The 24,253-nt window shown below is 50.9% G+C and carries 16 protein-coding genes; 12 read left to right on the forward strand and 4 right to left on the reverse strand.

Going from position 1 to position 24,253, the window contains the following annotated elements; genetic code table 11:
* Window positions 1–55 precede the first annotated feature (55 nt).
* The gene (locus tag ACQ4M4_RS20540) at window positions 56–346 is read left to right on the forward strand and encodes a hypothetical protein (RefSeq protein ID WP_430686330.1); all 291 of its coding nucleotides are present in this window, start codon (window positions 56–58) and stop codon (window positions 344–346) included.
* Window positions 347–593: 247 nt separating this feature from the next.
* Here ACQ4M4_RS20540 and ilvC read toward each other — a convergent pair whose 3' ends face one another.
* Window positions 594–1,589 carry a ketol-acid reductoisomerase gene (ilvC, locus tag ACQ4M4_RS20545; RefSeq protein WP_430686331.1) on the reverse strand — a complete coding sequence of 332 codons (996 nt, stop codon included), beginning with the start codon at window positions 1,587–1,589 and terminating at the stop codon, window positions 594–596.
* Between the two features lie 228 nt (window positions 1,590–1,817).
* Between ilvC and ACQ4M4_RS20550 the strand changes: the two genes are divergently transcribed.
* Window positions 1,818–1,961, forward strand: coding sequence for a hypothetical protein (locus ACQ4M4_RS20550; RefSeq protein WP_430686332.1), 144 nt, complete (start codon window positions 1,818–1,820; stop codon window positions 1,959–1,961).
* A gap of 118 nt (window positions 1,962–2,079) precedes the next feature.
* Here ACQ4M4_RS20550 and ACQ4M4_RS20555 read toward each other — a convergent pair whose 3' ends face one another.
* Window positions 2,080–3,600, reverse strand: coding sequence for a YcjF family protein (locus ACQ4M4_RS20555; RefSeq protein WP_430686333.1), 1,521 nt, complete (start codon window positions 3,598–3,600; stop codon window positions 2,080–2,082).
* 624 nt (window positions 3,601–4,224) lie between these two features.
* Complete coding sequence (locus ACQ4M4_RS20560) at window positions 4,225–4,515, reverse strand: RNA recognition motif domain-containing protein (RefSeq protein ID WP_430686334.1); 291 nt, start codon at window positions 4,513–4,515, stop codon at window positions 4,225–4,227.
* A 1,287-nt stretch (window positions 4,516–5,802) separates the two neighbouring features.
* On the opposite strand from ACQ4M4_RS20560, the gene ACQ4M4_RS20565 reads away from it, so the two are divergent.
* The 5 genes from ACQ4M4_RS20565 to ACQ4M4_RS20585 all read left to right on the forward strand — a co-directional run bounded on the left by ACQ4M4_RS20565 (window position 5,803) and on the right by ACQ4M4_RS20585 (window position 12,780).
* Window positions 5,803–7,023 (forward strand): glycosyltransferase family 4 protein, encoded by a 1,221-nt coding sequence (locus ACQ4M4_RS20565; protein WP_430686335.1) that lies wholly within the window; start codon window positions 5,803–5,805, stop codon window positions 7,021–7,023.
* Between the two features lie 441 nt (window positions 7,024–7,464).
* Entirely contained in the window at window positions 7,465–8,457 is a 993-nt protein-coding gene (locus ACQ4M4_RS20570) for a glycosyltransferase family 2 protein (protein ID WP_430686336.1), read from the forward strand.
* A 114-nt stretch (window positions 8,458–8,571) separates the two neighbouring features.
* Complete coding sequence (locus ACQ4M4_RS20575) at window positions 8,572–9,996, forward strand: oligosaccharide flippase family protein (protein WP_430686337.1); 1,425 nt, start codon at window positions 8,572–8,574, stop codon at window positions 9,994–9,996.
* Between the two features lie 18 nt (window positions 9,997–10,014).
* Window positions 10,015–11,118 (forward strand): glycosyltransferase family 4 protein, encoded by a 1,104-nt coding sequence (locus ACQ4M4_RS20580; RefSeq protein ID WP_430686338.1) that lies wholly within the window; start codon window positions 10,015–10,017, stop codon window positions 11,116–11,118.
* 516 nt (window positions 11,119–11,634) lie between these two features.
* A complete protein-coding gene (locus ACQ4M4_RS20585; protein ID WP_430686339.1) occupies window positions 11,635–12,780 on the forward strand; it encodes an endo-1,4-beta-xylanase in 1,146 nt (381 codons plus the stop codon).
* Between the two features lie 84 nt (window positions 12,781–12,864).
* Here ACQ4M4_RS20585 and ACQ4M4_RS20590 read toward each other — a convergent pair whose 3' ends face one another.
* Window positions 12,865–13,644 (reverse strand): adenylate/guanylate cyclase domain-containing protein, encoded by a 780-nt coding sequence (locus ACQ4M4_RS20590; protein WP_430686340.1) that lies wholly within the window; start codon window positions 13,642–13,644, stop codon window positions 12,865–12,867.
* Between the two features lie 519 nt (window positions 13,645–14,163).
* On the opposite strand from ACQ4M4_RS20590, the gene thrC reads away from it, so the two are divergent.
* The 5 genes from thrC to ACQ4M4_RS20615 all read left to right on the forward strand — a co-directional run bounded on the left by thrC (window position 14,164) and on the right by ACQ4M4_RS20615 (window position 23,936).
* Window positions 14,164–15,480, forward strand: coding sequence for a threonine synthase (gene thrC, locus ACQ4M4_RS20595; RefSeq protein WP_430686341.1), 1,317 nt, complete (start codon window positions 14,164–14,166; stop codon window positions 15,478–15,480).
* A gap of 175 nt (window positions 15,481–15,655) precedes the next feature.
* Window positions 15,656–15,931: a MoaD/ThiS family protein gene (locus ACQ4M4_RS20600; protein ID WP_430686342.1), complete on the forward strand. Its 276-nt coding sequence runs from the start codon at window positions 15,656–15,658 to the stop codon at window positions 15,929–15,931.
* A 1,063-nt stretch (window positions 15,932–16,994) separates the two neighbouring features.
* On the forward strand, window positions 16,995–17,765 hold the full coding sequence (locus ACQ4M4_RS20605) for an RNA polymerase sigma factor SigF (RefSeq protein ID WP_430686343.1): 771 nt from the start codon (window positions 16,995–16,997) through the stop codon (window positions 17,763–17,765).
* 554 nt (window positions 17,766–18,319) lie between these two features.
* Window positions 18,320–22,333 carry a hypothetical protein gene (locus tag ACQ4M4_RS20610; RefSeq protein WP_430686344.1) on the forward strand — a complete coding sequence of 1,338 codons (4,014 nt, stop codon included), beginning with the start codon at window positions 18,320–18,322 and terminating at the stop codon, window positions 22,331–22,333.
* A 646-nt stretch (window positions 22,334–22,979) separates the two neighbouring features.
* Window positions 22,980–23,936: an RNA polymerase sigma factor, RpoD/SigA family gene (locus tag ACQ4M4_RS20615; RefSeq protein WP_430686345.1), complete on the forward strand. Its 957-nt coding sequence runs from the start codon at window positions 22,980–22,982 to the stop codon at window positions 23,934–23,936.
* Window positions 23,937–24,253 lie beyond the last annotated feature (317 nt).

Here is a 24,253-nt window from a genome sequence, read left to right on the forward strand (position 1 = left end):
TCCAGGTTCAGTAACTTGAAAGTAAGGAATTTCATTTCTACAAGGTGATATCGCTATGGGATATAGCATTCAGCACTCTGGCAGCGAACTCTCAACTCATGATGTATCGAAGCATGAGGTATTAAAGACTGAAAAACGAGCGCTGCAACGTCGTATTTTTGAAATTGAAGAGGAACTCTACGAGCTGTCGCATTCTGCGGAGCCCACTCGGCGCACTCGAGCGATCGCAACAGTTCACGCTGTAGAACCCACGCCTCGTAGCAAATTTGAAGAAACCTGTGAGTCCATTTTTGCGGTATTTCTGAGTTTTGGGGCGATCGGTGCGTTGGCGCTGCTCATTTTGTAAAACCTACGCCCACGGTTTATTCATGATTTCTTCTCCATGTCAACAGCGAGGATTGTGCTAGCCCCCAAGGCGATCGCCAACTCCTCGCTGTTTGTGTTGCTGCGCTTGATTTGCAGAGCTGCGGTGAAACGCCTTCAGGCTGATATCTGAGGTGTGCCTTCGATCCCAGACGAGCTCATCCGTGCGATCGGAACCTTGGCTGGGTGACATGCTCAAAGTTGGCGATCGCACAGGTCAAGGCGTGGGACTAGGCTTTCTTCAGCCAGCTAAACATGGCGCGCAGATCCTTACCCACTTCCTCAATGGGGTGCTCGGCCTCGCGACGACGCATCGCGGTAAAGCCAGCCTTGCCCGACATATTCTCCAGCACAAACTCCCGTGCAAACTGACCGCTCTGAATTTCAGATAGGATCTTCTTCATTTCCTTGCGGGTTTCGTCGGTAATAATGCGGGGACCACGGGTAAGGTCGCCATACTCTGCAGTGTTGGAGATGCTGTCGCGCATGGTGGCCAATCCACCTTCTACGATCAGGTCGACAATCAGCTTCACTTCGTGCAAGCACTCAAAGTACGCCAGCTCGGGCTGGTAGCCTGCATCGACCAGGGTTTCAAAACCAGCTTTGATCAGCGCCGACAAACCGCCGCACAGCACCACCTGCTCACCAAACAGGTCAGTTTCGGTTTCTTCGCGGAAGGTGGTTTCCAAAATACCGGCGCGAGTGCCACCAATGCCTTTTGCATAAGCCATAGCGCGATCGCGTGCTTGACCTGAAGCATTTTGATACACGGCAAACAGCGCAGGTACTCCTTCACCTTGCTCGTAGGTACGGCGCACCAAATGACCAGGGCCCTTGGGTGCAATCATCACCACGTCTACATTGGCTGGAGGCACGATTTGAGCAAAGTGGATGTTGAAACCGTGGGCAAATGCCAGAACCTTGCCCTCGCTCAAGTTTGCAGCAATCTCATTGGCATAAACCGTTTTCATCACTTCGTCGGGCAGCAAAATCATGATGAAATCGGCAGCAGCAGATGCATCAGCAACTGACTTAACGGTCAGCCCTGCGGCCTCGGCTTTCGCGGCTGATTTGCTACCCGGATACAGTCCCACAATCACGTTCACGCCACTGTCTTTTAGGTTGAGGGCGTGGGCATGCCCTTGAGAGCCGTAGCCAATGATGGCGACTGTCTTTCCGGCCAACAAGTCTAAATTTGCATCCGCGTCATAATACATCCGAGCCATAGGGTTATCTCCGTTGCAGCAAGTCTTCACTAAATGTGCCAAGCATTTGATTCTACCAAACGGTGAGGGGCGGTTCTCAGTTTTCCTGGCAAAGTTTTAGGGGTTTCTCAGGTGGTTATCAGGCTGGCTTCAGCGCACCGCCGCAAGATAACGATTACGCCAGACAAGCAAGACACAACCTCAAGTCTGCTGCTGGCTCACCTGTTTACAACTTTAAGGAGAAACTCCATGAAACGCCTAATGCTTGCTGCTGCTACTGTGTTGGTGCTGTCAACGGTTGCAACATCCGCTGCACTTGCCAGAGCGGGTACGTCAACCTGCCCATTGGTCGGAGGGCCATGTGTGGGATCGGGTGGCGCGACGGGCCGCTAATCTCATGGGATCGTGATGATGGATGACTTGGACAGGTTGCCGAAATCTGCCTGAGATGAATGAACTGTGACTAGGGTGGGCTCAACACTATCGGCCCACCCATTTTCCTGGAGTAGCGCTAAGCCTGTTCGCGATCGCTCATTTGGGCTTTGAGAGGATCAACCACACGGGCGATTGCCTCTTTGGCAAAGATCTTAATAAACTCGTCGCGGCGATTGAGCTGGAACTGCTCCTGCACCACATCGGTCATGCCGCCATCGCCCCAAGTTTGGTTCCGCCGAAAGTATTCAATAAAGCTCTTTCCGGCAATGCGGGTTAGATAGGCTGCCGTTGCTCCATGAATGGCTCGACCAATAACAAATGTGCCAACATTTGTTTGCAGGGCTAGCGTGAGCAACTCCAAGGCTCCGCGCACAATTCCCAAACTGACTAAGGTTTTGGCGAGCGAAACCGCAAGTTCTTTGCCACGCTCTATATTAATATCGCAGCCGTAGACCTTGCCAATCTCGATCACCATTTGGGCATGTACGGCAACCGTTGCTAACAAATCCACCATGGGGAGAGGAGTCACCGAAACGACTCCAGCACTAATCCACTGATAGCGATCGACGATCTGATCAGCCTGTCTGCGGCGTTGGGTTGCCAAAATTTGCCGTGCTTCTTCTCCCAACCGTTGCGATTGCAGCAAAATATTGTCGGCAATCAGGTCTTCGCCTTCGGTGCGTAAAATATCGGCAATGCGTCGCATTAATGGCAAAATTTCGGGCTGAGATTGAAAGCGATCGCCACTTTCCAGCAGGATCGCTTGGGGATTGGTCGACACCGCAATCACATCAACTGGGGCAATAAAGCCCTGCACCCGCTCCCGCAAGTGATGCAGAATGGCGTCCACATCTTCATTGGGATACAGGTCTGTCTTATTGAAAACGAGAATGGAGCGTTTGCCGATTTGGGCTAGCGTTTTGAGGGGATCATATTCCGACTTGCGCAGGTCGTTATCCACCACAAACAAAATCAAATCTGCCTCGGTCGCCAGTTTGCGAGCCCCTTGCTCGCGCTCGGTGCCGATGATCCCAGCTTCCAAAATTCCTGGAGTATCTGTTAGCCAAATTTCACGCTCAACGCCTCGCAACCGCAGCTTGTAGGTTGTTGCACGGGTGGTGGTGCCCATGGCAGCCCCGGTAGCCCCGGCAATTTCACCCAGCATGGCGTTTACCAGCGAGGTTTTGCCAGCTGATCCGGTGCCAAAGACGACTAGGCGCAACTCGCCTCGGGCCAGGTAATCCTGAATTTCGCGCGATCGCTCCTCCAGGGCCTGCCGTTCAATTTCATCCTGGACTTGGTTGAGCTGTTGTTCGACCGCTCTCAAATTCTCGACGGCAGCATCTCCTTTGGCCTCAGGAGCCCGAGGAACAAACCGTTCCTGCTGAGGCCGCAGAAATTGATACCCGTAATACCCTACGGCCACCAACAGTCCCACAATCAGCACCAAAATTGCGCTGATCATCACATTGGCGAGTACGGTCGAGATGGTCGCTAAAGTGCTGTAAAGCCCAGCCAGGGTTGTTATCAGCCATAGCAGCAGGGCTAGCCCCAGCAGCACGCCCAACATAATTTGCAACAAACGCAACTGTGACATATGGCGATCGTCAGGTTGGTTACGACAAGGATTGTTGAGAACTCTTTTGAACCAGTAAAAGGTCTCAAAAACCACAATCATTCATTCGCGCGTTGAGCGCGATAGATGCTGAGAAACAGCGGCAAACACGGAAATCGCTCAACCGTGCTGCTCACAGGGTAGCGCCAATCTAGCTGAATACAACACCGGGCTGAACGGGGATAGCTGACCGTTCAACCTTTGGTTTAGGAAAAATGGATAGAAAAGTATGGGTAGACTGTGGCGATCGCATCCCCCAGCGTTAAAAAACCCTTTAGCATTTTGTCCCCAGTGTGCCAGCCTTGCAGAATCCAACCTGAAAAGTTTCATGCAAAGAAGGAGAGCTAAACTTAGCTCCCCTACAAAAAGAGCGAAATGCTCTGGGAAATGAACACAAGCCATTTGCGCATCAATCCAACCGTCTGAATGCTCATGCAGCGATGACGATTAGCCGCAGATATCGATTAGCTGCAAATGACAGTTAGCCGTAAAAGATACGACTATGGGCAGCGAACCATCGCTCTAAACAGCGAATTGCTGAGAGCAGCTGAGATAGTCAGACAAAATGATGCAATAAAACCCAAAATGCTGGTTGGGAATGCGGGGTTATGAGAGATTCTCAACCTTGCGAACTGGGCGACTACCACCGCCAGCTTCACGCGGTTTTGCTTTGTTTACCCGAATCTCACGTCCCATCCATTCAGCGCCATCCAGATCCTCAATTGCTTTGTCTTCACTCGGCTCATCCTTCATTTCTACGAACGCGAAGCCGCGCTTCTTACCCGTTTCGCGATCTGTAGGAAGGCTAACCCGAACTACTTCACCATATTCGGCAAAGACTTCGCGCAGATCTTCTTCTGTCGCCTGAAAAGACAGGTTGCCAACATAAATAGTCACGACGAACTCCAAACTTAATCAAGCGGGGGGCCATTCGGTATGAGGTTGCAGTTGTGCAATAGCACGGATTGAACGCTTCCTTTTAGTTAACCGAACGTTACTTCGCTGACATCATAGCTGATCTCTTGCCGATTGACATTACTAACACCCCTAAACCTACACATCTTTTTTCAAACTTGCTCGGGTTACGGTTTTTCTACGTTGGGCGAACTTCGGCAGTAATCACTATTTGCAGCGCTTAGCTTAGTAAAAACTGCACGACAAACCCTAGATGTAGAAGCTTTTGAGTTTGATTAACACGACATTAAGGTTTGGCAATTGTCTACAGTTCCTGTGATTTGCCAAGCCCTTCTCACCCTCCTGAAACGGACTTTAAAACGTTCACTAAATTACAAAATGCAAGTTAATGATGGCGATCGCTGCTTATGGCTTCCTTCACCTCCATTTAGATAAAGAGACATCAATAGCGAATCTCCAGGTTTATCGTTCACCAAAGCGACAGAAACCTGGTTTTTCAAGTGCTATTTGTAACTAGGACGATTTAATTTAGGCAATAGTATTGATAAGAACTTACAAGAATGTTTCCGAGTGTTAAGTATTGAGGAACACCTTGTTTACTCTGATGAGGCATTTCTCTCTAAAGGGGGTTGTTTGCCAATTCAGGCACAAGATTCGGATAGGATGGCGTCTGTAAATCCAAGGTGAGTTCACCAGCTTGGTGGGTTTATGGGTATCTTTATCGCCCAGTACATATGTTCGCGGCAAGTTTTTTGCGCCAATACGGCTAGGCTCGCTATGCAAAAGCACGCTCTTTGTTGTATGTCTCTGATCAGAGATTAATCATTCATCAAGATATGCCGACTTTTCGCCAAAACTTCCTGAAAACTCGGTTTGTGATCTGAAAATTCGTTTGTTAAGTGAGATCACGTAATTTGTACATCCGATTGTCCTCAAAATTGAGCGAGTTGATGAACTCTTTAAGGACTAGGGCAGGTGTGTGGAATATACTGTCTTGGCCAACTTGTTTAAAAGTCTGTCATCCGTCTGAGTTTCGGGCTCAGTTGTTTCGGGCTTAAGGCTAGGTTGAGCGAAGCCTTGAGATTTTCTCATCTTCAAGCGGTGTTAAGTCTCATGCTGATTCTGCTTCCGCTTGATCTACTTCAGCCTGGCGTTACTCGGCTGAATTGCCCAATTTGGCGATCGCCCTGTGTCATCCAAAACCAACTCAACTTGACAACCACCAGCTGAGCACTAGAAAACTACTAACCAAAGTGAGCGGAAATTGTTATGAGCCTATCCAGTGTGTTGATCATCGTCGAGAACTTGCCTGTTCCATTTGACCGGCGAGTGTGGATGGAGTCGCTAACTCTGCGCGATGCTGGATACGAAGTAACCGTTATTTGCCCAAAAGGTAAAGGCTATGACCAGGATTATGAAGTCATAGAAGGCATTCACATCTATCGCCATCCCATTTCACCCGACATCAGTTCGGTTGCAGGCTACCTGTTGGAATACGGTACAGCCGTGTATTGGGAGTTGAAATTAACCCATCGCGTCTGGAAAGAGCGAGGCTTTGATATTGTTCATATCTGCAACCCGCCTGACTTGCTCTTTATTTCGGCCCTTTGGTTCAAGCTGTTTCACAAAGCTAAAGTCATTTTTGACCACCATGACCTCGCTCCCGAAATGTACATCGCCAAATACAACCGCAAAGACATTTTTTATTATGGGTTGCGGCTTGTCGAGTGGTTGACCTTCAAAACGGCAGATTTGGTGATTGCCACGAACGAATCTCATCGAGAAATTGCCATGCAACGGGGCGGTAAGCACCTAGAGCAGGTGCATATTGTGCGGAGCGCGCCCGACTTAGCCCGGTTTTACCCCGTTCCACCCAATGCAGCTCATCGCAAAGGTCGAACCTATTTGGTGGGCTATGTTGGCATTATGGGCGAGCCCGAAGGAATTGACTACCTGCTAGAGGCAATTCGCTACATTGTGTTTGATAAAGGGCGAACCGATATTCAGTTCATGCTAGTTGGTGGCGGGCCTGCGCTCGATAAAATGATTCAGCTCTCGCAGCAACTTGAGGTTGATGACTTTGTAGAGTTCACAGGATTTCGCTCAGGCGATGAGCTACTAGAGCGGTTGACCAGTAGCGATATCTGTGTTGAGCCTTCCCCCTCATCCGCATATAACGAAAACTGTACGATGAACAAGATTTTAGAATACATGGCGCTTGGGAAGCCAATGGTACAGTTTGATCTTCGAGAGGGTCGTCGTTCGGCGGAGAATGCATCCCTATACGCCCAGCCCAATGATGTGGTGGAGTTTGCTGAAAAGATCCTGGAGCTATTAGCGTCGGAGGAATTGCGCACCTCTATGGGGCAAGAAGGGCAACGACGGATGAAAACGATGTTGGAGTGGAAGCATCAAGCCCCGAAGTTGCTAGACGCTTATGCCAGCCTGCGCGAAAAATTTGTACCAAAGTCGGTTTCGGTTTCGCGTTAAACGATGCGATCGCGCCTCTGTTCACCAGGGTGCGATTGCCTGTTTGGAGCTTGCTGGAATCCACAACGTTTGCTGAGTTGAAAGCATGCGCTCAACTCAGCTTTTTGGTTATGCCCTAGCTTTATAGAAACTTGATAAAGACCCGCGCAGTTCTACGGAGATGACAAGCTTCTGTGAAGCCTTCTATGTGGAGCTACAGACTCAGCATCGGTTTCTTTAGGATGGAAGCCACTCTATGCTGCATCGTAGAATGTGTGTGTTTTCATGATGAGCGATCGCCAGGAGTTGAATCTTGGGTCAATGGATGAAGTGCGCATTGTGTTTGATCCGTCCTGTTTGATCTAGTCCTGGGTTTGGGCAATGCACATTATCCAAAACTTGAGAAGACGCGAGTTCTTCACTCTGCGGCTAAAAGGCGAGATGAAACGTTGAGGTGCATTCATGTCTCCACAGGTGTCGGTCATTATGCCCGCCTACAATACCGAGCAGTATATTGGGCGGGCAATTGAGTCTGTTTTAAGCCAAACTCTGGAAGACATTGAGCTGATTGTGGTAGATGATGCCTCAACTGACCATACGGTGGCAGTGGCATGTAGCTTTCGCGATCGCCGGATTCAAGTCTTTGTCAACGAACACAACCTGGGAGCCGCTGCAACGCGTAATCGAGCATTGCAAAAGGCAAAAGGAACCTGGATTGCCGTACTAGATTCGGACGATTGGTACGCGCCAAATCGGCTAGAAGCGCTGCTGAAGCTGCCCCAAACTGCCCATGCCGACATGGTGGCAGATGATATTTTTTACGTGCAGGATGGCGAGGCCAAACCGCGCGGAACACTGCTAGGACAAAGCGGGCACACCATCCATGAAGTCCAGCGCATTGATGCAATTCGATTTGTAGAAACGGATGTGTATGGGCAAAAAGGATTGCATTTAGGCTTTAGCAAGCCGTTGATTCGGCGTCAATTTTTGCAAGATCACGGCATCCGGTATGATCCTGCATTACGCATGGGGCAAGACTTTTGGTTCTACCTCAAGTGTTTAGTTTCTGGTGCCCAGTATTATTTGGCGCCCAACCCATACTATTACTATCGGCTGCGGCCAAATTCGCTGGTGCACCAAAGCAAGGTAGAACGGCTGAATGGTTGCTGTCGAGCGGCTCGTAGCTTTTTGCAGATGGGGATGGTGCGGCAGAATCAGGCCCTGTCTCGCTCCCTTGCCCACAGCCTCAAGGTCTTTGAGCGAAACCGTTCCTATTACCGCGTGGTCGAACCATTGAAGCAAAAACGGTTCCTGCATGCGGCGATCGCACTGATGCAAAATCCCTACTTTGTGATTCACTTTGCGTCGCAGTTGAACAGCATTTTGGCTCGCCGCTGGAAGTACTACATGGAAGGCGACAAACTGGCGAATGAAACTCGGTTAACCAATCAATAGCCGTCTTAGGTTTACAGACTGGATGACATTTTTTTGTGCTTGCGACCTCTGGTTTGGGCAAACCCGAGGCGATCGCCCTACTGTTATCGCACGACTTTCACGTGCGGGAATGTGATGCTTGAACGTCGATTACTCAGCAACTCTTTTTCAATACTGGTCACCCGGCTGACGCAGAGTATCACCACCTTTGTGATGAGTGCAGCGATTGGGCGATTGTTGGGAGCATTTGAGCTGGGGCAATACCTGTTGGCGTTTAGCTTCTATTTCGTCTTTATGAGTTTGGCCTCCGAAGGGCTTAAGGTTCTGTTTACCCGTGAGCTATCGCGCCATCCCGAAGCAACGCCTACCTACTTGGTCAGCGGAACCATTTTGCAACTGCTGTTTAGTGCGATCGCCTACAGCATTTTGGTGGTGCTGGTGGTGGTGCTGCCTTACCAGCCACAAACGACCTGGATATGCCTGGTCATGGGACTGGCCCTGTTTCCTTTTTCTCTTTCCAACATTACAGAATCGATCTTCCTTGCTCGCGAGAAAATGTACCTGATTACGGCCAGCACAGTACCCGTGTATATCGGGCGAGTGCTGATTATGATTTGGGCGATGCAGCGGGGGGGAGATGTACTGTCCGTTGCGGCGATTTTTGTCGGGTCAGAAGCGGTGATTTTGCTGGTGGAGTGGGCAATTATTGGGCGATCGCTCGTACCAAATTGGAAGCTCGATCGCGCATTTATGCGATCGGCGGTGCAGTCGGTACGCACCTTTATTGCCATTGAGGGAGTGTCAGTGGTGAATTCGCGACTGCAAATGCTGATTCTGTCGGTGCTGGGTGGAGAGTTTGTGGTGGGGCTATATGGAGCCATCATTCAGCTCATGCAACCGTTCGACATTTTATCCAACAGCTTGACCGTGGGCGTATTTCCAAGCATGACCAAAACGGTTGCGATGCGGCTGTCGCGCCAGCGCCTATTGGTCGAGCGGGTGATCGAGGCGCTCAACTTTGGGGCCATGCCGCTAATTGTTGGCCTGATCCTGTTTGGAGAAGATGTGCTGGCATTGGTATACCAACAGGACGATTTTCAGGCGGCGACGGTGCCGCTCATGATCGTATCGCTGGGGCTGTTGGCATCCTGCCTCAATCGTCCCCTGAGCTACTTGCTGGTGGCCAACCAGTTTGAGCGGATTAATATGCGCGAGGTGCTGGTCACTACGCTTGTGTCGGCGATCGCCGGGGTGGTGCTGGTTTCTCAGTTTGGCTTGATCGGAGCAGCGGCAACCGTGTTGCTCACCCGAATTGTGGGATGTAGCCAGTATGTTTATGCCGTTTGCTACCGATTTTTTCCTGTGCGATACGGACGAATTGTGCGACGACCGCTATTGCTGACGGCCATCATGCTGGGAGTCTTCCTGGTGTTGAAGATGAGTGGCTTATCGATAGGTGGCATTATTGGGGTGTCATTTGCGGTATATGGTGGCCTGTTGGCAGGGTTGGCTTGGCAGGCTAGGCGATCGCGCCAAACTATTGCCAACCTGGCCAGGTAATGAACTTGGGTGATGACCATGGGTTTGCGAATTGCATTACTCCACTTTTGCTTTACGGAATACACGGTTGGGTTGGCCAATGGTTTGGCTAATCATGCGGATGTAACCGTTATTCAACCCGATCGCATTGCCGCAGATTGTGGCGATCGGTTCGATCCGCGCGTCAAGGTGTTGCGGTTTACCAAACCTAGAATTCGGGACCTCCGCAACTTGGGAGCAATGCGGGCCATGCTGCGGCTGGTGCGTGAGGTCAATCCCAATGTGCTGCATGTGCAGGAAACCAACGACTACTGGTATGACCTGACCCTGCTGCTGAATCGCATGCCGCCTCTGGTGACGACCATTCATGATGTTTTTCGGCACCCTGGCGATCGCGACAATGTGGTTGGTTCAGAATATACCCGGCGCATTGCCTTTTATCGATCGCAGCGGTTGATTGTCCACGCGCAATGTTTGAAAGATGCCCTCGTTCAACAGTTTCGGTTGCCAGAATCGCGGGTGGGTGTGGTGCCTCACGGGGAACTGGGATTTTTCTTTCGGCGATCGCCCACCCCAACGGTCGCACGCGATCCGGCTACGGTTTTGTTTTTTGGGCGCATTTGGCCCTACAAGGGGTTGCAGTATTTAGTAAATGCAATTCCCCTCGTGGCAGAGCAAGTGCCCGAGGTGCAACTTGTAATTGCCGGACGCGGGCAACCTGCGGAGCTATACCTGGTCAACCAATCGGAGCGATCGCGCTTTCAAGTGCTGAATGAGTTTATTCCCCATGAGCAGGTGGCGCAGCTGTTTGAACGCAGCACCATCACCGTGCTGCCCTATGTGGAATCTTCTCAAAGTGGCGTGGCGGCGATCGCGTTTGCCTTAGGTTCTCCGGTCATTGCCTCCAACATTGGTGGCCTGTCAGAACTGATTCATTCCGAGCAGGATGGCGTGTTGGTTCCACCACGCGATACGGCGGCACTGGCCACCGCTATAACCCGATTACTGCATGATCGCCCTTTACAGGAACGCCTGCGAACGAATGCCCAAATTCGTTGTCAAACTGACTTGAATTGGGACACGATTGCCCAACTAACGATTCCCATCTATGAGGAAGCGATGGCCGAATATCACAAGTCATAACTGCAGAGATGTCTGTTGAAATGAAAAGTTAACCATCAACAGTTCTGGTCACATTCATTCCGGCCAAAGCCGTAATTTTAATTAGATTTAATTTAGACGGTTTGCACTGTGAGATTCAAGTAAAGCAACAGGAATTAGGTTATATAAGGGAGGTATTTCGTCTATTGTAAAAAATAAATTTATAACGGATTGAGTTAGTTTCCTTCTTTTATAAACCTTTTGTAAGCCATAGATCGGGCTATTTCAGTTGGGGTTGGTGTAGGTCAATACACGGTTGAAAACCAGTTGTTTCGATGTGGGTGGCATTGGCGATCGCAATCGGTCTAGTCTGCTCGGCAGAAATAAATTCCATTGGTTGCACCTGTTAATTACAGGTAGCCGAATAGCAAATTATTGGAGGACAAAGCCACAACTCTATCACCCAGTTTTGTTCACAGTTCTGTTCAATCATTTGGTCAGCGTTTTCGGGTCAGTTAGTACTTTAAAACTCAAATTTTTTTATCAACGAGTTCAGCCATGAAACGACGAGATCTACTCTTAATGGGGTTGGGTGCAGGCTCTATGGCTGCTGCGATCGCAGCGGGGCGCACGCTGCGGCCTGCCCGTTCCTATAATGTCCCTCCAGATCGCACTTTCGTAGCCTCGGGCACTCAATCATTGGGCGATCGCGCCCGTGCCAAAGGTTTGTTTTATGGGTCAGAAGTATCGATTGCGCGCTTGCGCGATGATACTGAATACGCCTCCAGCATTGCCGAAGAGTGCACAGCAATCGTACCCGGCTACGAGTGGAAATGGCGCTTCATTCGTCCAGATCCTCAAAGCTTCGATTTTGAAAAATGTGACGACATGATGGATTTTGCCACGCAGCACAACCTGCAGGTGCGTGGTCACACCCTAGTTTGGTATCAATCTTTACCAGACTGGTTTGAGGACTACGTCACCCCAGCCAACGCAGAGTCAGTGCTTGCTCGTCACATCGAAACAGTTGCCGGACGCTACGCAGGCAAAATTTACTCATGGGATGTTGTGAATGAAGCGATTGAGCCTTACTCTAATCGGGCTGACCTGTTTCGGAAGGAACCTTGGCTTGACCTGTTGGGAACTGACTATGTAGAGTTGGCGTTTCGCATGGCCCACGAAGCAGATCCCAATGCCCTACTTACCTACAACGACTATCGGCTGGATTTTGATACATCCTACGAAGATCGTCGCCGTGAGGGGGTGATGCGCTTGCTAGAGCGGTTGACCTCGCGCAACGTTCCCATCCATGCCGTGGGGCTACAAGCCCATCTCAACGCACACGAATTTGAGACCTTCAACCCTGAAAAGCTCCGCTCATTCCTGGCAGATATTGCCAGCATGGGCCTCAAAATCATGATCACGGAAATGGATGTGATCGATCAAAAGCTCCCGGCTGACATCGCGACTCGCGATCGCGTGGTTGCCAGTGTATATGAGGATTACCTATCTGTCGTGCTGGATGAGCCCGCAGTCGCAGGGGTGATGACGTGGGGTTTGAGCGATCGCTACACTTGGCTCGCGAATGAAAAAGCCCGCGAGGATGGTTTAGCGGTGCGGCCATTACCCTTGGATAGTGAATTTCAGCGCAAACCGGCTTGGCATGCGATCGCTCGGGCATTTGATAACGCACCTCCGCGATAGGTCAGGAACTGACCAACTGACTGATCACCAGTCTTGTTCTAATGCCCGAGTATCAAGGAGAGGTTTCCATGGGTTGGCAAAAGGTTAGTCTTGGCGGTGCGATCGCCACCGATAGGCACCCGTCGTCAGCCCCGAAACACTCAAGTTAATCGATTCCCACTGCGCTGCAGGCTCATCCAATGCAGCAAAGGCAGCTTCTGACAACATAATTTCGTCTGCTTGGGCAACATCCTCGCCAAGCTTGGAGGCCAAGTTCATTTCGTTGCCATACACATTGCTGTAGCGATCGCCATCAGAAATCATAATCAAGTCACCAAAACCAATGCCAATACTGACGCGCTTGTCAATGTTGGCCACCTGAACCATAATTTCGTGCGACACCTCAACCGCCAGCTCCACACTGGGAAAAACCGCATACACGTTGTCTACTTCCAGCTTAAAAACACGGCCTCCTCGTTGCTCCACAAGGGGAACCACCACCAGCCTCATTCGCTCAATATCCGCTAGCGCAGGAATGATTCCCACCTCTTGCGAGAGCGTTGAAAAGCCCGAAGAGTCCAACACCAACACCGCATACCTTTCGACAAAGGTTTCGTGAATCGCGACATCAATTGCTTCGGCATTTTCTGGATGAGCAAGCCGCTGCTGCAACAACCGTTCGAGTTCGGCCTCAGTATTCAACCGCTGAGATGAAGTAGTCACCGTATTCAAATCATCCAAAGGCAAAGAGTAATTGGATGAAGCGGGCACACTTGAGGGCTCTTGGGCATACAGTCTCGCTGGATTGACGGCAAACCCAGCAAGATACAGTGCGCTAACTCCACACACACTTACTACACCCTGTTCCAAAATGCGTCGCATCATCTAGTCAGTATTCTTCACAGTGACATTAATATTTCCCGGAAAAGGCTAGTAAATTTCACGGTGGGCTCATCTTTGCCTGATTAACCTCGGCTTAGTAGACTACCGCTAACCCAATCCTCTAAGCCCAAGGACTAGTCACCCAGTATTCAAAAGCCATCAGCGGAAAATACGGGTGTTGTTCTAGGCAGATGCACGTGAACCCCAACCAAAACACGGATCTGTCTAGCAATTTTTAGAGAGAAAAAGTGAGAACACCGAATGTCTAGAAGAATTCCGGCAACAAAATGATGGAATTGCCATCGCATCTTTCAACGTTTTTTTAAGCTGAAGCGTCAAAAAAATGGATGAAACCCTTTCCAGAAAAGCCTTTAACAGATATCCGACTATTTTTATCGGGTATGTTTGACGGTGTTTCGTAGCCCATGCTACTATCGGCTCACTTGGTAAGGAAATCGCTGAAATCCTTGCGAGCCTTCCCTTTCAAAAACGTTGTACTCCAAGATCGAGACGAGCGAAATCATGACTCAAGCGCTACCCAAAAATCTATCAACCACCACTCGTTCCACTGCAGCCACCTTTACCGGACTCAAGTGTAAAGAGTGTGGAGCTGAATACGAAGCACAGGCCATTCACGTTTGCGAACAGTGCTTTGGTCCCCTAGAGGTCGCTTACGATTACAGCGCTTTGAGCAAGCTGGTGACTCGTCAATCTATTGAGGCAGGTCCCAAGTCAATTTGGCGCTATCGGTCTTTTTTGCCCGTGGAGAGTGAGCAGCCAATTGATGTGGGCACCGGCATGACTCCTCTTCTGAAAGCCAATCGTTTGGCTCGCCGCTTGGGTCTCAAAAATCTTTACATCAAAAATGATGCTGTCAACATGCCCACCTTGAGCTTTAAGGATCGAGTCGTTTCGGTGGCTCTAACTCGGGCTCGTGAGTTGGGCTTCACGACGGTTTCTTGTGCTAGCACGGGTAACTTGGCCAACTCTACCGCTGCGATCGCCGCTCATGCAGGTTTGGATTGTTGCGTCTTCATCCCTTCTGATCTCGAAGCTGGTAAAGTGCTGGGTACACTCATCTATAACCCCACGTTGATGGCCGTTCATGGCAACTACGATCAGGTCAACCGTCTATGTTCCGAAGTAGCCAACACACACGGTTGGGGCTTCGTCAACATCAACTTGCGCCCCTATTACTCCGAAGGTTCCAAAACACTTGGCTTTGAAGTTGTTGAGCAGCTTGGATGGCAGCTTCCTGATCACATTGTTGCTCCCCTAGCATCGGGTTCCTTGTTCACCAAGATCTATAAAGGTTTCCAAGAGTTCGTGAAGGTCGGTTTGGTAGATGAGAAGGCTGTGCGCTTCAGCGGTGCGCAAGCTGAAGGGTGTTCTCCCATTGCTCAAGCCTTCAAAGATGGTCAAGATTTTATTAAGCCGGTCAAGCCAAATACCATTGCAAAATCGATTGCTATTGGAAATCCTGCGGATGGGATTTATGCAGTTGATATTGCCAACAAAACCAACGGAAATATTGAATCGGTAAACGATCAAGAAATCATTGAAGGTATTAAGCTGCTGGCTGAGACAGAAGGAATCTTCACCGAAACGGCGGGTGGAACCACGATCGCCACGTTGAAGAAGCTGGTAGAAGCTGGCAAGATCAACCCCGACGAAACAACCGTCGCCTACATTACTGGCAATGGCTTGAAGACTCAAGAAGCCGTTCAAGGGTACATCGGTGAGCCATTGACCATCGAACCCAAGCTGGAGAGTTTTGAGCGAGCTTTAGAGCGAGCAAAAACACTGGATCGCTTAGAATGGCAGCAAGTTTTGGTCTAGGTTTTCTGAGCCCATCGCCCAACATTTCGCGTTTGTCAATCAACACCGCTTAGGAGTTTAAATCAGGCGTGAAGTGTTGGTGCGAACCCTGATGAAAGGTTTCGTTGAAAGATAAAATCGGTTAGCTGATAAATATTCAGCGAATTACCTCATTCGTTTCCAAACTACGTGTTTTATGGCAGTTAAAGTTCTTGTTCCAACTCCCCTTCAAAAGTTTACGAAAGACCAAGCAACGGTTGATTGCAGTGCAGCTAGCATTACCGAATTGATGGATTCGCTGGAGTCTCAATTTCCAGGAATTAAAGCTCGGCTGTGCGATGATGAAGGAAACTTGCGGCGCTTTGTTAACTTCTATGTCAATAGCGAAGACATCCGCTTTTTGGATGGGAAAGCGACTGCGCTAAAAGATGGTGATGAGGTCAGTATTGTCCCAGCGGTGGCGGGCGGCTGATTTTCACTGTTGATAGATGTACAACGTGACAAGATGCGATTTTTCGCATCTTTTTTTATTAGGACTTACGCACTTCATCCGAAAAACCAGGAGGTTGAGAAGTTTGGGGCGCTTAGCGCCCCAAACTTCATTCAACTGCGTAAGTCCTGTTTATGTCATTGCTGGATTTTAACGACCTTGGCACCATTAAACCCTAGATCCTAAAACCCTGTGCCGCCCACTGTGTAGGCTTTAATGAGGCTGATTGCTTAATGGATGTCTCTATTGCCTTGATGAGAGAGGTGGAGTTGATAAAGTGAGAGTTTAGCCTTGTTTATTCAAGCCAGATTTGTATGAATTGACAGGAAAAATTCAGGTTTTGGGTCATGCCAGAGCTACATAAACGTCAGTTTCGGTTAAGGGCTTTTCTGAGGTTTGCGCGTTGCGCAAACCTCAGAAAAGCCCATTTTTGCGTGCGCAACGCGCACGCAAAAATGGGCACTTCAGCTTATCCAAAACTCAGGTTACATAAAGAGCTATGTAACTTGACAGGAAGAATTTCGGTTTCCGAAACCTGAATTCTTTCTCTGTAGAACAAAGTCAACATTCATTTAGGATATGTTTGTTGTGTTTACAAGGCGCGATCGCTAATTTCATCTCAGCTTTATAAAGCTTGATCCCGCTGCCAAACGTCCGCTAGAGTTGTTTAGCCTTCGTGAGTGCGATCGCCTGACAAAGGCTCTATCAAGAAACTCCAAGGCTATTACAAGCGAGAGCTCCTGTATGCTTTCTAAATCGCACCTAATACTTATGTAGGTACTACTTATGTAAGTGGCTCGTGTCCCTGGTGCAAATGCATCGCTCTTCCGTGGAAATGCTGTTGTAGCATTATGTCTGAGGAAATAGGGTTGATGTGCGACCCAACAGAACGCGACGTTGTGTCGGCTGAAAAGGCTTTTGAGTAAAGCCCTTCTTTACGGACAAACTGTCAAGCATTAGCTGTACTGGTTCAAAAAACAGGGTGTATGGTTCCATTTGCTTGACGTACTCTCTTGGTTACTAAACTCTCAACCTGATTGTCGTCATGTCTATCTCGGTAGAAAACGAATTGAAGAGTGAAAGTCTGCAGCTCTTGCGAGAGTTTCAGCTCAATCCATCTTTGGAGCTACGCAACCGATTGGTTCGGTTGAATTTTGGACTGGTTCGTAAAGAGGCTCATCACTGGGTGAATCAATGTACTGAAAGCTTTGATGACCTTGTTCAGGTCGGTAGCCTAGGATTAATTCGAGCAATTGAGCGGTTTGACATGTCCAAGGGCCATGCATTCAGCTCGTTTGCGGTGCCCTATATTCGGGGTGAAATCCAGCATTACCTTCGTGATAAGGGCGCTCCTGTTCGTATTCCCCGTCGTTGGCAAGCGCTACAGCACCAAGCCACGATGGTGACTCGTGAGCTGCAATCGACCTTGAAGCGCCAGCCGACCGATATGGAGATTGCCGAAGTGCTAGAAGTGCCGCTGCACGAATGGCAAGAAATCAAGTTGGCCTACCGTAACCGCGCCCCGCTAAGCCTTGACGCGCCCATGCGCGATGAAGATGAGGCTTCTACGCTAGGCGATTTGCTGCCCGACCCGCAGTACCGCAGCTTTCAGCTTGCCCAGGAGGATCGCATTCGACTGCAACAGGCCCTGGTGCAACTAGAGCAGCGGACTCGCGACGTTTTGGAATTTGTGTTTTTATACGATTTGACGCAGAAGGAAACTGCAGAGCGATTGGGAATTAGCGCTGTGACGGTTTCTCGGCGGGTCAAAAAGGGTTTGAAACTGCTGAAAAAGGCGATGTTGGGTATGGAATAATCCTGACTCAACTTGATTCGTCTTTGCTTAGCCTGGTTGGCAAGTGATAGGACGGGATACACCTCAATAGGTTTTGAAGGGTATTACGCATGACGTAATGCCCTAATTTTTTTGCAAGCTGCCCGGAGACGGGCTGTCCAATCTGAGTTACCGCCATTTAGCGTTTAGGTCAGCAAGGCAGCTCCCTCAGGACTCTGATAGGACTTACGCACCTCATACGGAAAAACCAGGGGGTTGAATGATTTTTGGGGCGCTTAGCGCCCCAAAAATCATTCAACTGCGTAAGTCGTGTCTGATTCACCCAAAAAAATGATCAGAGCCAAGACGTGATTGTGGCAGGAGAGTGGCCCAGGCAACGGGGACCGATATGAGGCCGGTGACCACGCCAGGAATTGGTACACCTTTGCGCGGCGCACCCAAAGTTACGGGACATTATGTTGCTAATTGTTCTTTTTTTCGCTCTCCAAGAACTCTTTCCTGATAATTCAGGTACGACCGATGACAACCGATGCATCAAGGGGAGCTAGGTTTATGAGCCAAAGGATGAAAAGGGTATGACGCCGCGCTTCGAACGGCCAATTGATGTGCATTTATTGGTGCAGCCAGAGCATCCTGAACTGTTGACCGGATTGGATGTATGGATGGAACTGGGGCTGTTGACCGATGAGCAGGTGCGATCGCTCTGTTTGCAATACCTGGTGTGTCCTGTCAAGCAACCACGATCGCAATCTTTGGCCTCTTCGGTGCGCCCATCTGCGCAGGTGACCTCGACGCGCCAGCTAACGGCGGCGGGTGCAGGCGCCTCCGATTTTGCCCCGATTGCCACCAACCAAGCATCAGCCCAATCGGCAGCACAAGCATCAGCCCAATCGACAGAACCTCAGCCTAAATCTGCGGTACAACGAACGATAGAAGCCTTTGTTGCCGAAGCTAGCGTTATTTGGCTGTTGCTGCTAGGCGTGTTTTTGGTGGTTGTGTCATCGACTGTGTTGGCGGCCAGTCAGTGGCAAAATGTATCGCCGCTAGGACAGTACTTAGTGCTGCTGGGCAGTACGTTGGCGATTTGGGGTGCGGGGCTGTGGCTTGGGCGAAATCCGAAGTTAAAACTCACGAGCCGGATGCTGCGGTTGGCGACGTTGCTGCTAGTGCCCATTAATTTTTGGCTCATGGATGCGCTGCCGATTGGGCAGAGTGGTTCAGGTTTAGGCGTTGGGGCGATCGCCACCGTTGGCCTCAGTGGAATCTTGCTGCGGGAAGTTGAGCGCGATCGCTCCAACACATCTTCCCAGCTTCGCGGTTTTCGGTGGGCAAATGGACTGAATGCGATCGCGTTGAGTTGGTTGCATTGGGGATGGGCCTGGAGCGGAATACCCTTGTTGGCAACCTACTTGGGTACGATTGGCACGGCTGCAAACTTGGCGGTTCAGTCCAAGAGCGCGCCTGAAGCCCATCTCGCTGAGGAGCGATCGGATACGGCGGCGGCTGGGCTGACGTCGATGGCACAGGCCGCGATCGCCCTATCTGCCTTGCTGCTGCTGGGACGGGCGGCTTTAATTGCGTCGGTGCCTGTTGCGCAACTCGGGCTTGCGTTGGGGATTTGTGGCTGGCTGTTGTGCTGGGTCTTTCGATTTCAGGCGAGTCGAGGCGGATGGAGTGTGGCCGGGGCCGGGTTGCTTGTGCTGGGTTGGGTTGTGTCGGTTGGGGAGGCTCCTCCTTGGCAGGCGATCGCCATCAGCGGCTTGGCGTTGGGGTTGGTGGTGGAGCGCATTGACCGCCTCAGACGACCGCTAGAACTGAGCTTAGCGATGTTGATTGGATTGCAGGCCTATGGATTGCTATGGTGGCTGATTCCCCAAGAGCCCCGTCAGCAGTTTGTGGCTCGCCTCGTCCAGTGGTTTGGTGTCTATGGCATACCATCGGCCACGTGGGGAGTCGCTATCTTTCCCTACTTGGTGGGAATGATGGTGTGGCTGGTGCGACTGCGGCGAACTCAACAGATGCCTGTAACTCAACAGGGCGATCGCCTGTTGTTTATTATTGGCGTTTGCTCAACGCTGCTTAGCTTGAGTAATCCATGGATGCGAGCCCTAAATCTCACCTTCTCGGCTATCACCCTCAGCTGGCTATTAAGACAACGCGTTGTTCGCTCGATCAAACTGCTGGTTTACACCACCCATTTGGCGGTGTTGGGCGCAGCGTTATCGTGGGTGGCGGTTGGATTCTCCCAAATCACCCCAACCCTATGGGCCGCCATTCTACTAGGAGGCGTGGCGGTGGAATGGTTGCTCGTCATGGATCAGCGCTACCCGCTCTGGGCAAAAACGGCTTGGCATTTCGGTTTGAGTTTGGCTGGGCTGAGCTATTTGCTGTTGGCAACGGCAGATAGCGGCACCGATACCGTGATGTGGTTGGTGGTACCGGGATTGCTAACCCTCCTGTCCTACCGTGCGCAGTTTCGGTCGTCTGGACTGGCTGCAACGCTGAGCATTCTTGCGCTTTTGCTGTCGGTCTGGCTAGTGGTGACATTCCCCACGCCGCGATTGATCACCTGGCTGGTGGCGGCAGTGCTGGTAGGGTTCAATACAGAGCGCATTGCCCAGGGATGGGAGGTGCGCCGAACTGTGCCGTTGACGTTGCTATCAGTTGGGTTTGGAATCGCGGCCTATGCTGATGGTGTCAATCGCTGGGTCACGCCGCTGTCAGTGGATCAGATATGGCTGGCGGTGGCGATCGCCGTAGGGTTGCTGTGGTTGGGTCGTGAGGTACTGTACCGTCGTCAGACAGTGCTGCTGCAAGCGTATGCCCATGCAACCAATGCTTGGGCGGTGTTCTTAACTGGGCTAGGACTGTCTGCCATAACGCTTGCGTGCTTCTTTGCCCTGCTGTTAAATGCTGATTTAGAACCGACCCTCCCCATTGCGGGTCTAATTTTTGCTGGAGCGATCGCGTTTCGTCTGGTTCAGCAACCCACGAATCTAGCATTTGCGGGCTTGGGTTGGGCGGTGGAACTGTTGGTCACGATGGCCATTTGGACGGCCCATGAGCAGACGCTGCCTCGATTAACTACATTGGCGATCGCCACATTGGGTTTGGGGCTTGCCTCTCAGTTGGCAGGGGATGGGTGGGTTCGCTGGCGACGGGGCACCTATTGGCCAAGCTGGCACGGCGTACCGCTGCTATATGCGGTGCTGGGCCTGTTTGTGGCTCACCATGAGTTCACGGCAACAACCGGACTGTACACACTGGCGGCGGGCGTTATTACGGTATTTGTGGGACGACGCGATCGCTCCCTCAAGCCAATTTTGGTGGTGGGCTTAGCGGAACTATCGGTTGCTGCTTACGAACTGGTGGTTTACCAACTGCTGCAAGCTCCCGAGGGCGATGCGGGTGACGGCGTCACACTCTTGGCGGGCGTAGCGATTGTGGTGGCGATCGCCTACATGGCGAAGTCGCCATTGCTCACTCGGTTTTTGCCATTGGCTCCGTTAGAAGTTCGGGCGATCGCGCATTTTCACTGGCTGTTGGGGTTCATTGGCCTGGTGATGGCCTGGTTCATGCCTCGCAGTTCATCGGGTATCAACCTGTGGGTAGGCCTTTGTGCTGCGCTCGCAGCCTACGCACTGGCGTTGGCAAATCGCTATATGCGCTGGGGCTTGCCCCAGACTCCAGCCAACTTGCCCGAAGAGCGCACCGAGGAAAGCCGTCGCCTCTCCGTTTCTGCTACATCTGCACCGCACCTGTGGACCTTTGCAGGGATTGGAATTGCCTTTGTCGCCATTGCCGAAGGCCTATCCAACGGGTTCCCAAATCCGTTGTGGTTAAGTCAATGGGGTGGGGCGATCGCCGCAGTGGTGGCACTCGGGCTATATGGCTTGCCCTGGCAACGCTGGGGATGGCATGCCCCTGCGTGGCAGCACGCAATGACGGCAATTCCGATGCTAACGGTGTTGCTGACCGCCTCTGAAATTAGGATTCCGGCGCTGCTGCTGATTGCCGCATTCTATATGTGGATTGCTCGGCTGCGCGATCAGCTGGCGTTTAGCTATCTCGGTCTGGCCCTGTTTGATTGGGCAGTGCTCAAGTTTCTGAGCTGGCAGGGCTGGCTAGAGCCGTTGTGGCTGAGTGTGGTAATTGGCGGCTCGCTACTGTACATCGCTCAGGTGGAACCCACGATCGCCTCCGCAACAGCGCGATCGCAACGTCATTTGCTGCGGTGCTTGGCGACAGGGCTGATTTGCCTGACCGCCATCTACCAATCTGAGTTTGATGCTCAAGGATCGACGCTGGTGCTGTTCAACATTGTGGCGATCGCTCTCAGCCTGGCATTCATTTTGGTCGGGCTATGGCTCAAGGTTCGTGCATTTCTATTTATTGGTACGATTGCCTTTGCCTTTAAGGTGTTACGGCAGCTGTGGCTGTTTATCGATCAGTATCCAATCATGCTATGGGCAGTGTTAGGTCTCTTGGGCCTGTTGCTAGTATGGGTAGCAGCGACATTTGAAACCCGCCGCAGTCAAATGAATGCGGTATTGGGAACGTGGCTGGATGAACTCAACCTCTGGGCATAGCATGATGGTGCGCTACCTGGATGCCTGGCCTGACTTTAACCCCGCCAACATTGGCTTGATACTTGACCCATCTCATCAAACCCAACATCCAAAACTGAGAAACGTCTCTGCTTGGCATCGAAAAACTTGATATAAATTTACAGACCTTGTTGCCAAGTTTTGTTTTACATGATGCATTCAAAATCTGGTTTTGTCGGTAGGGTATAGCTAAATTTCGGCCTCGCAACAGATATCGTTACCTGAGACAGATGTGACAATCCCTCTCATAAATGTTACGATTTTTAACATTGCTGGTTTCTAGCAATGTTGTACTCCAATCGCAAGAAACTGTTTCAGGTGTATTCCAACGGGTAGAGGTTGATATCTTAACTGGCGGTTTATAGTGAACATCCTAAGCCCTGTCTGCATTTCGCCCGTGGTTTAGGCCATTCAGTTTCAGTTCTTTCAGAAGAGGTTGGTTCATAATCGTTGTTTTGTTTTGACTGTTCATCATGTTTTATCGGTTCTCAGGTAGGCCGTAACAATTGGTTACAAAGCTGAGTCAATTCGCCCTTGATATTGACCCTGAACTGCCCACGGTTCAGCTAAATTAGTACAATTGCTCTATTTGCTCGCACCCCTCACACGCTAGCTCTGGTAAACGGATATGAAAACCGCTCAAACTTCTACAGATTTAGTTCGTACCTATCTTCGAGAAATTGGACGGGTTCCCCTGTTAACCCATGAGCAGGAGATTCTGTATGGAAAGCAAGTGCGGCGCTTAAGCTTACTGCAAGAAGCTCGCGGAGCTTTGGAAACGGAATTGGGCCGTGGCCCCAGCGAAGAGGAATGGGCCGATCGCGCTGATGTGTCGATGGAAGACTTGCAGCAGGCGATCGCTGAGGGTGAAATGGCCAAGCGCAAAATGGTTGAGGCGAATTTGCGCTTGGTGGTTTCGGTGGCGAAAAAGTACATCAAGCGCAATGTTGATCTGCTGGATTTGATTCAAGAAGGCACGATTGGCATGCAGCGGGGTGTGGAGAAGTTTGACCCCACCAAGGGATATCGCTTTTCGACCTATGCGTATTGGTGGATTCGTCAGGCCATCACTCGGGCGATCGCCGAAAAGGGACGCACCATTCGTCTGCCAATTCACATTACCGAGAAGCTGAACAAAATTAAGAAGGCCCAGCGTCAACTGGCGCAGCAGTATGGCCGTGCCGCAACCGTATCGGAGCTGGCTGAAGAACTCGATCTCACTCCCAAGCAAGTGCGGGAGTATTTGGAGCGGGCACGGCAACCGCTGTCGCTGGATTTGCGCGTGGGCGACAACCAAGACACCGAGTTGGGCGAATTGCTAGAGGATACTGGCCCGTCTCCTGAGGACTTTGCGGCTCAATCGTCGTTGCGTACTGAACTAGAGGCGCTAATGTCGGAGTTGACTCCGCAACAGCGTGAAGTGTTATCGCTCCGCTTTGGCTTGGAAGATGGCCGTTCGCTGACCCTGGCCAAGATTGGCGATCGCCTCAACATTAGCCGGGAGCGAGTGCGCCAGATTGAGCGCGAAGCCCTAACTAAGTTGCGCAAGCGTCGGGCCGAAATGCGCGAATATTTGGCCAGCTAATGCGTTAGCGAATTGCGCTATCGCCTTGTGAGGCATCGGTTGGCCAGCTAGGTCTGCATTGGTGACAACTGGGCTGTTGGAGCATATCCAGCAGCCCGTTTTTTTGCGCTATCGGTGGACTTCCGCTGTTGACCAAACGTCAGTTTCGGTTAAGGGCTTTTTTGAGGTTTTCGCGGCGCGAAAACCTCAGAAACCGACATTCCGCAGGTTGCTCTGGGAATTAAAGGGAGTGGGGATAAGCTGAGGGAGACGAGTTAGGATCGCCCCCTTGCAGATCGAGAACTTGGACCACTTGGGACTGATTGCGGGTGTTATTG

It is taken from the genome of Leptolyngbya sp. AN02str, from assembly GCF_050565595.1.
Lineage (GTDB): Bacteria > Cyanobacteriota > Cyanobacteriia > Elainellales > Elainellaceae > Kaiparowitsia.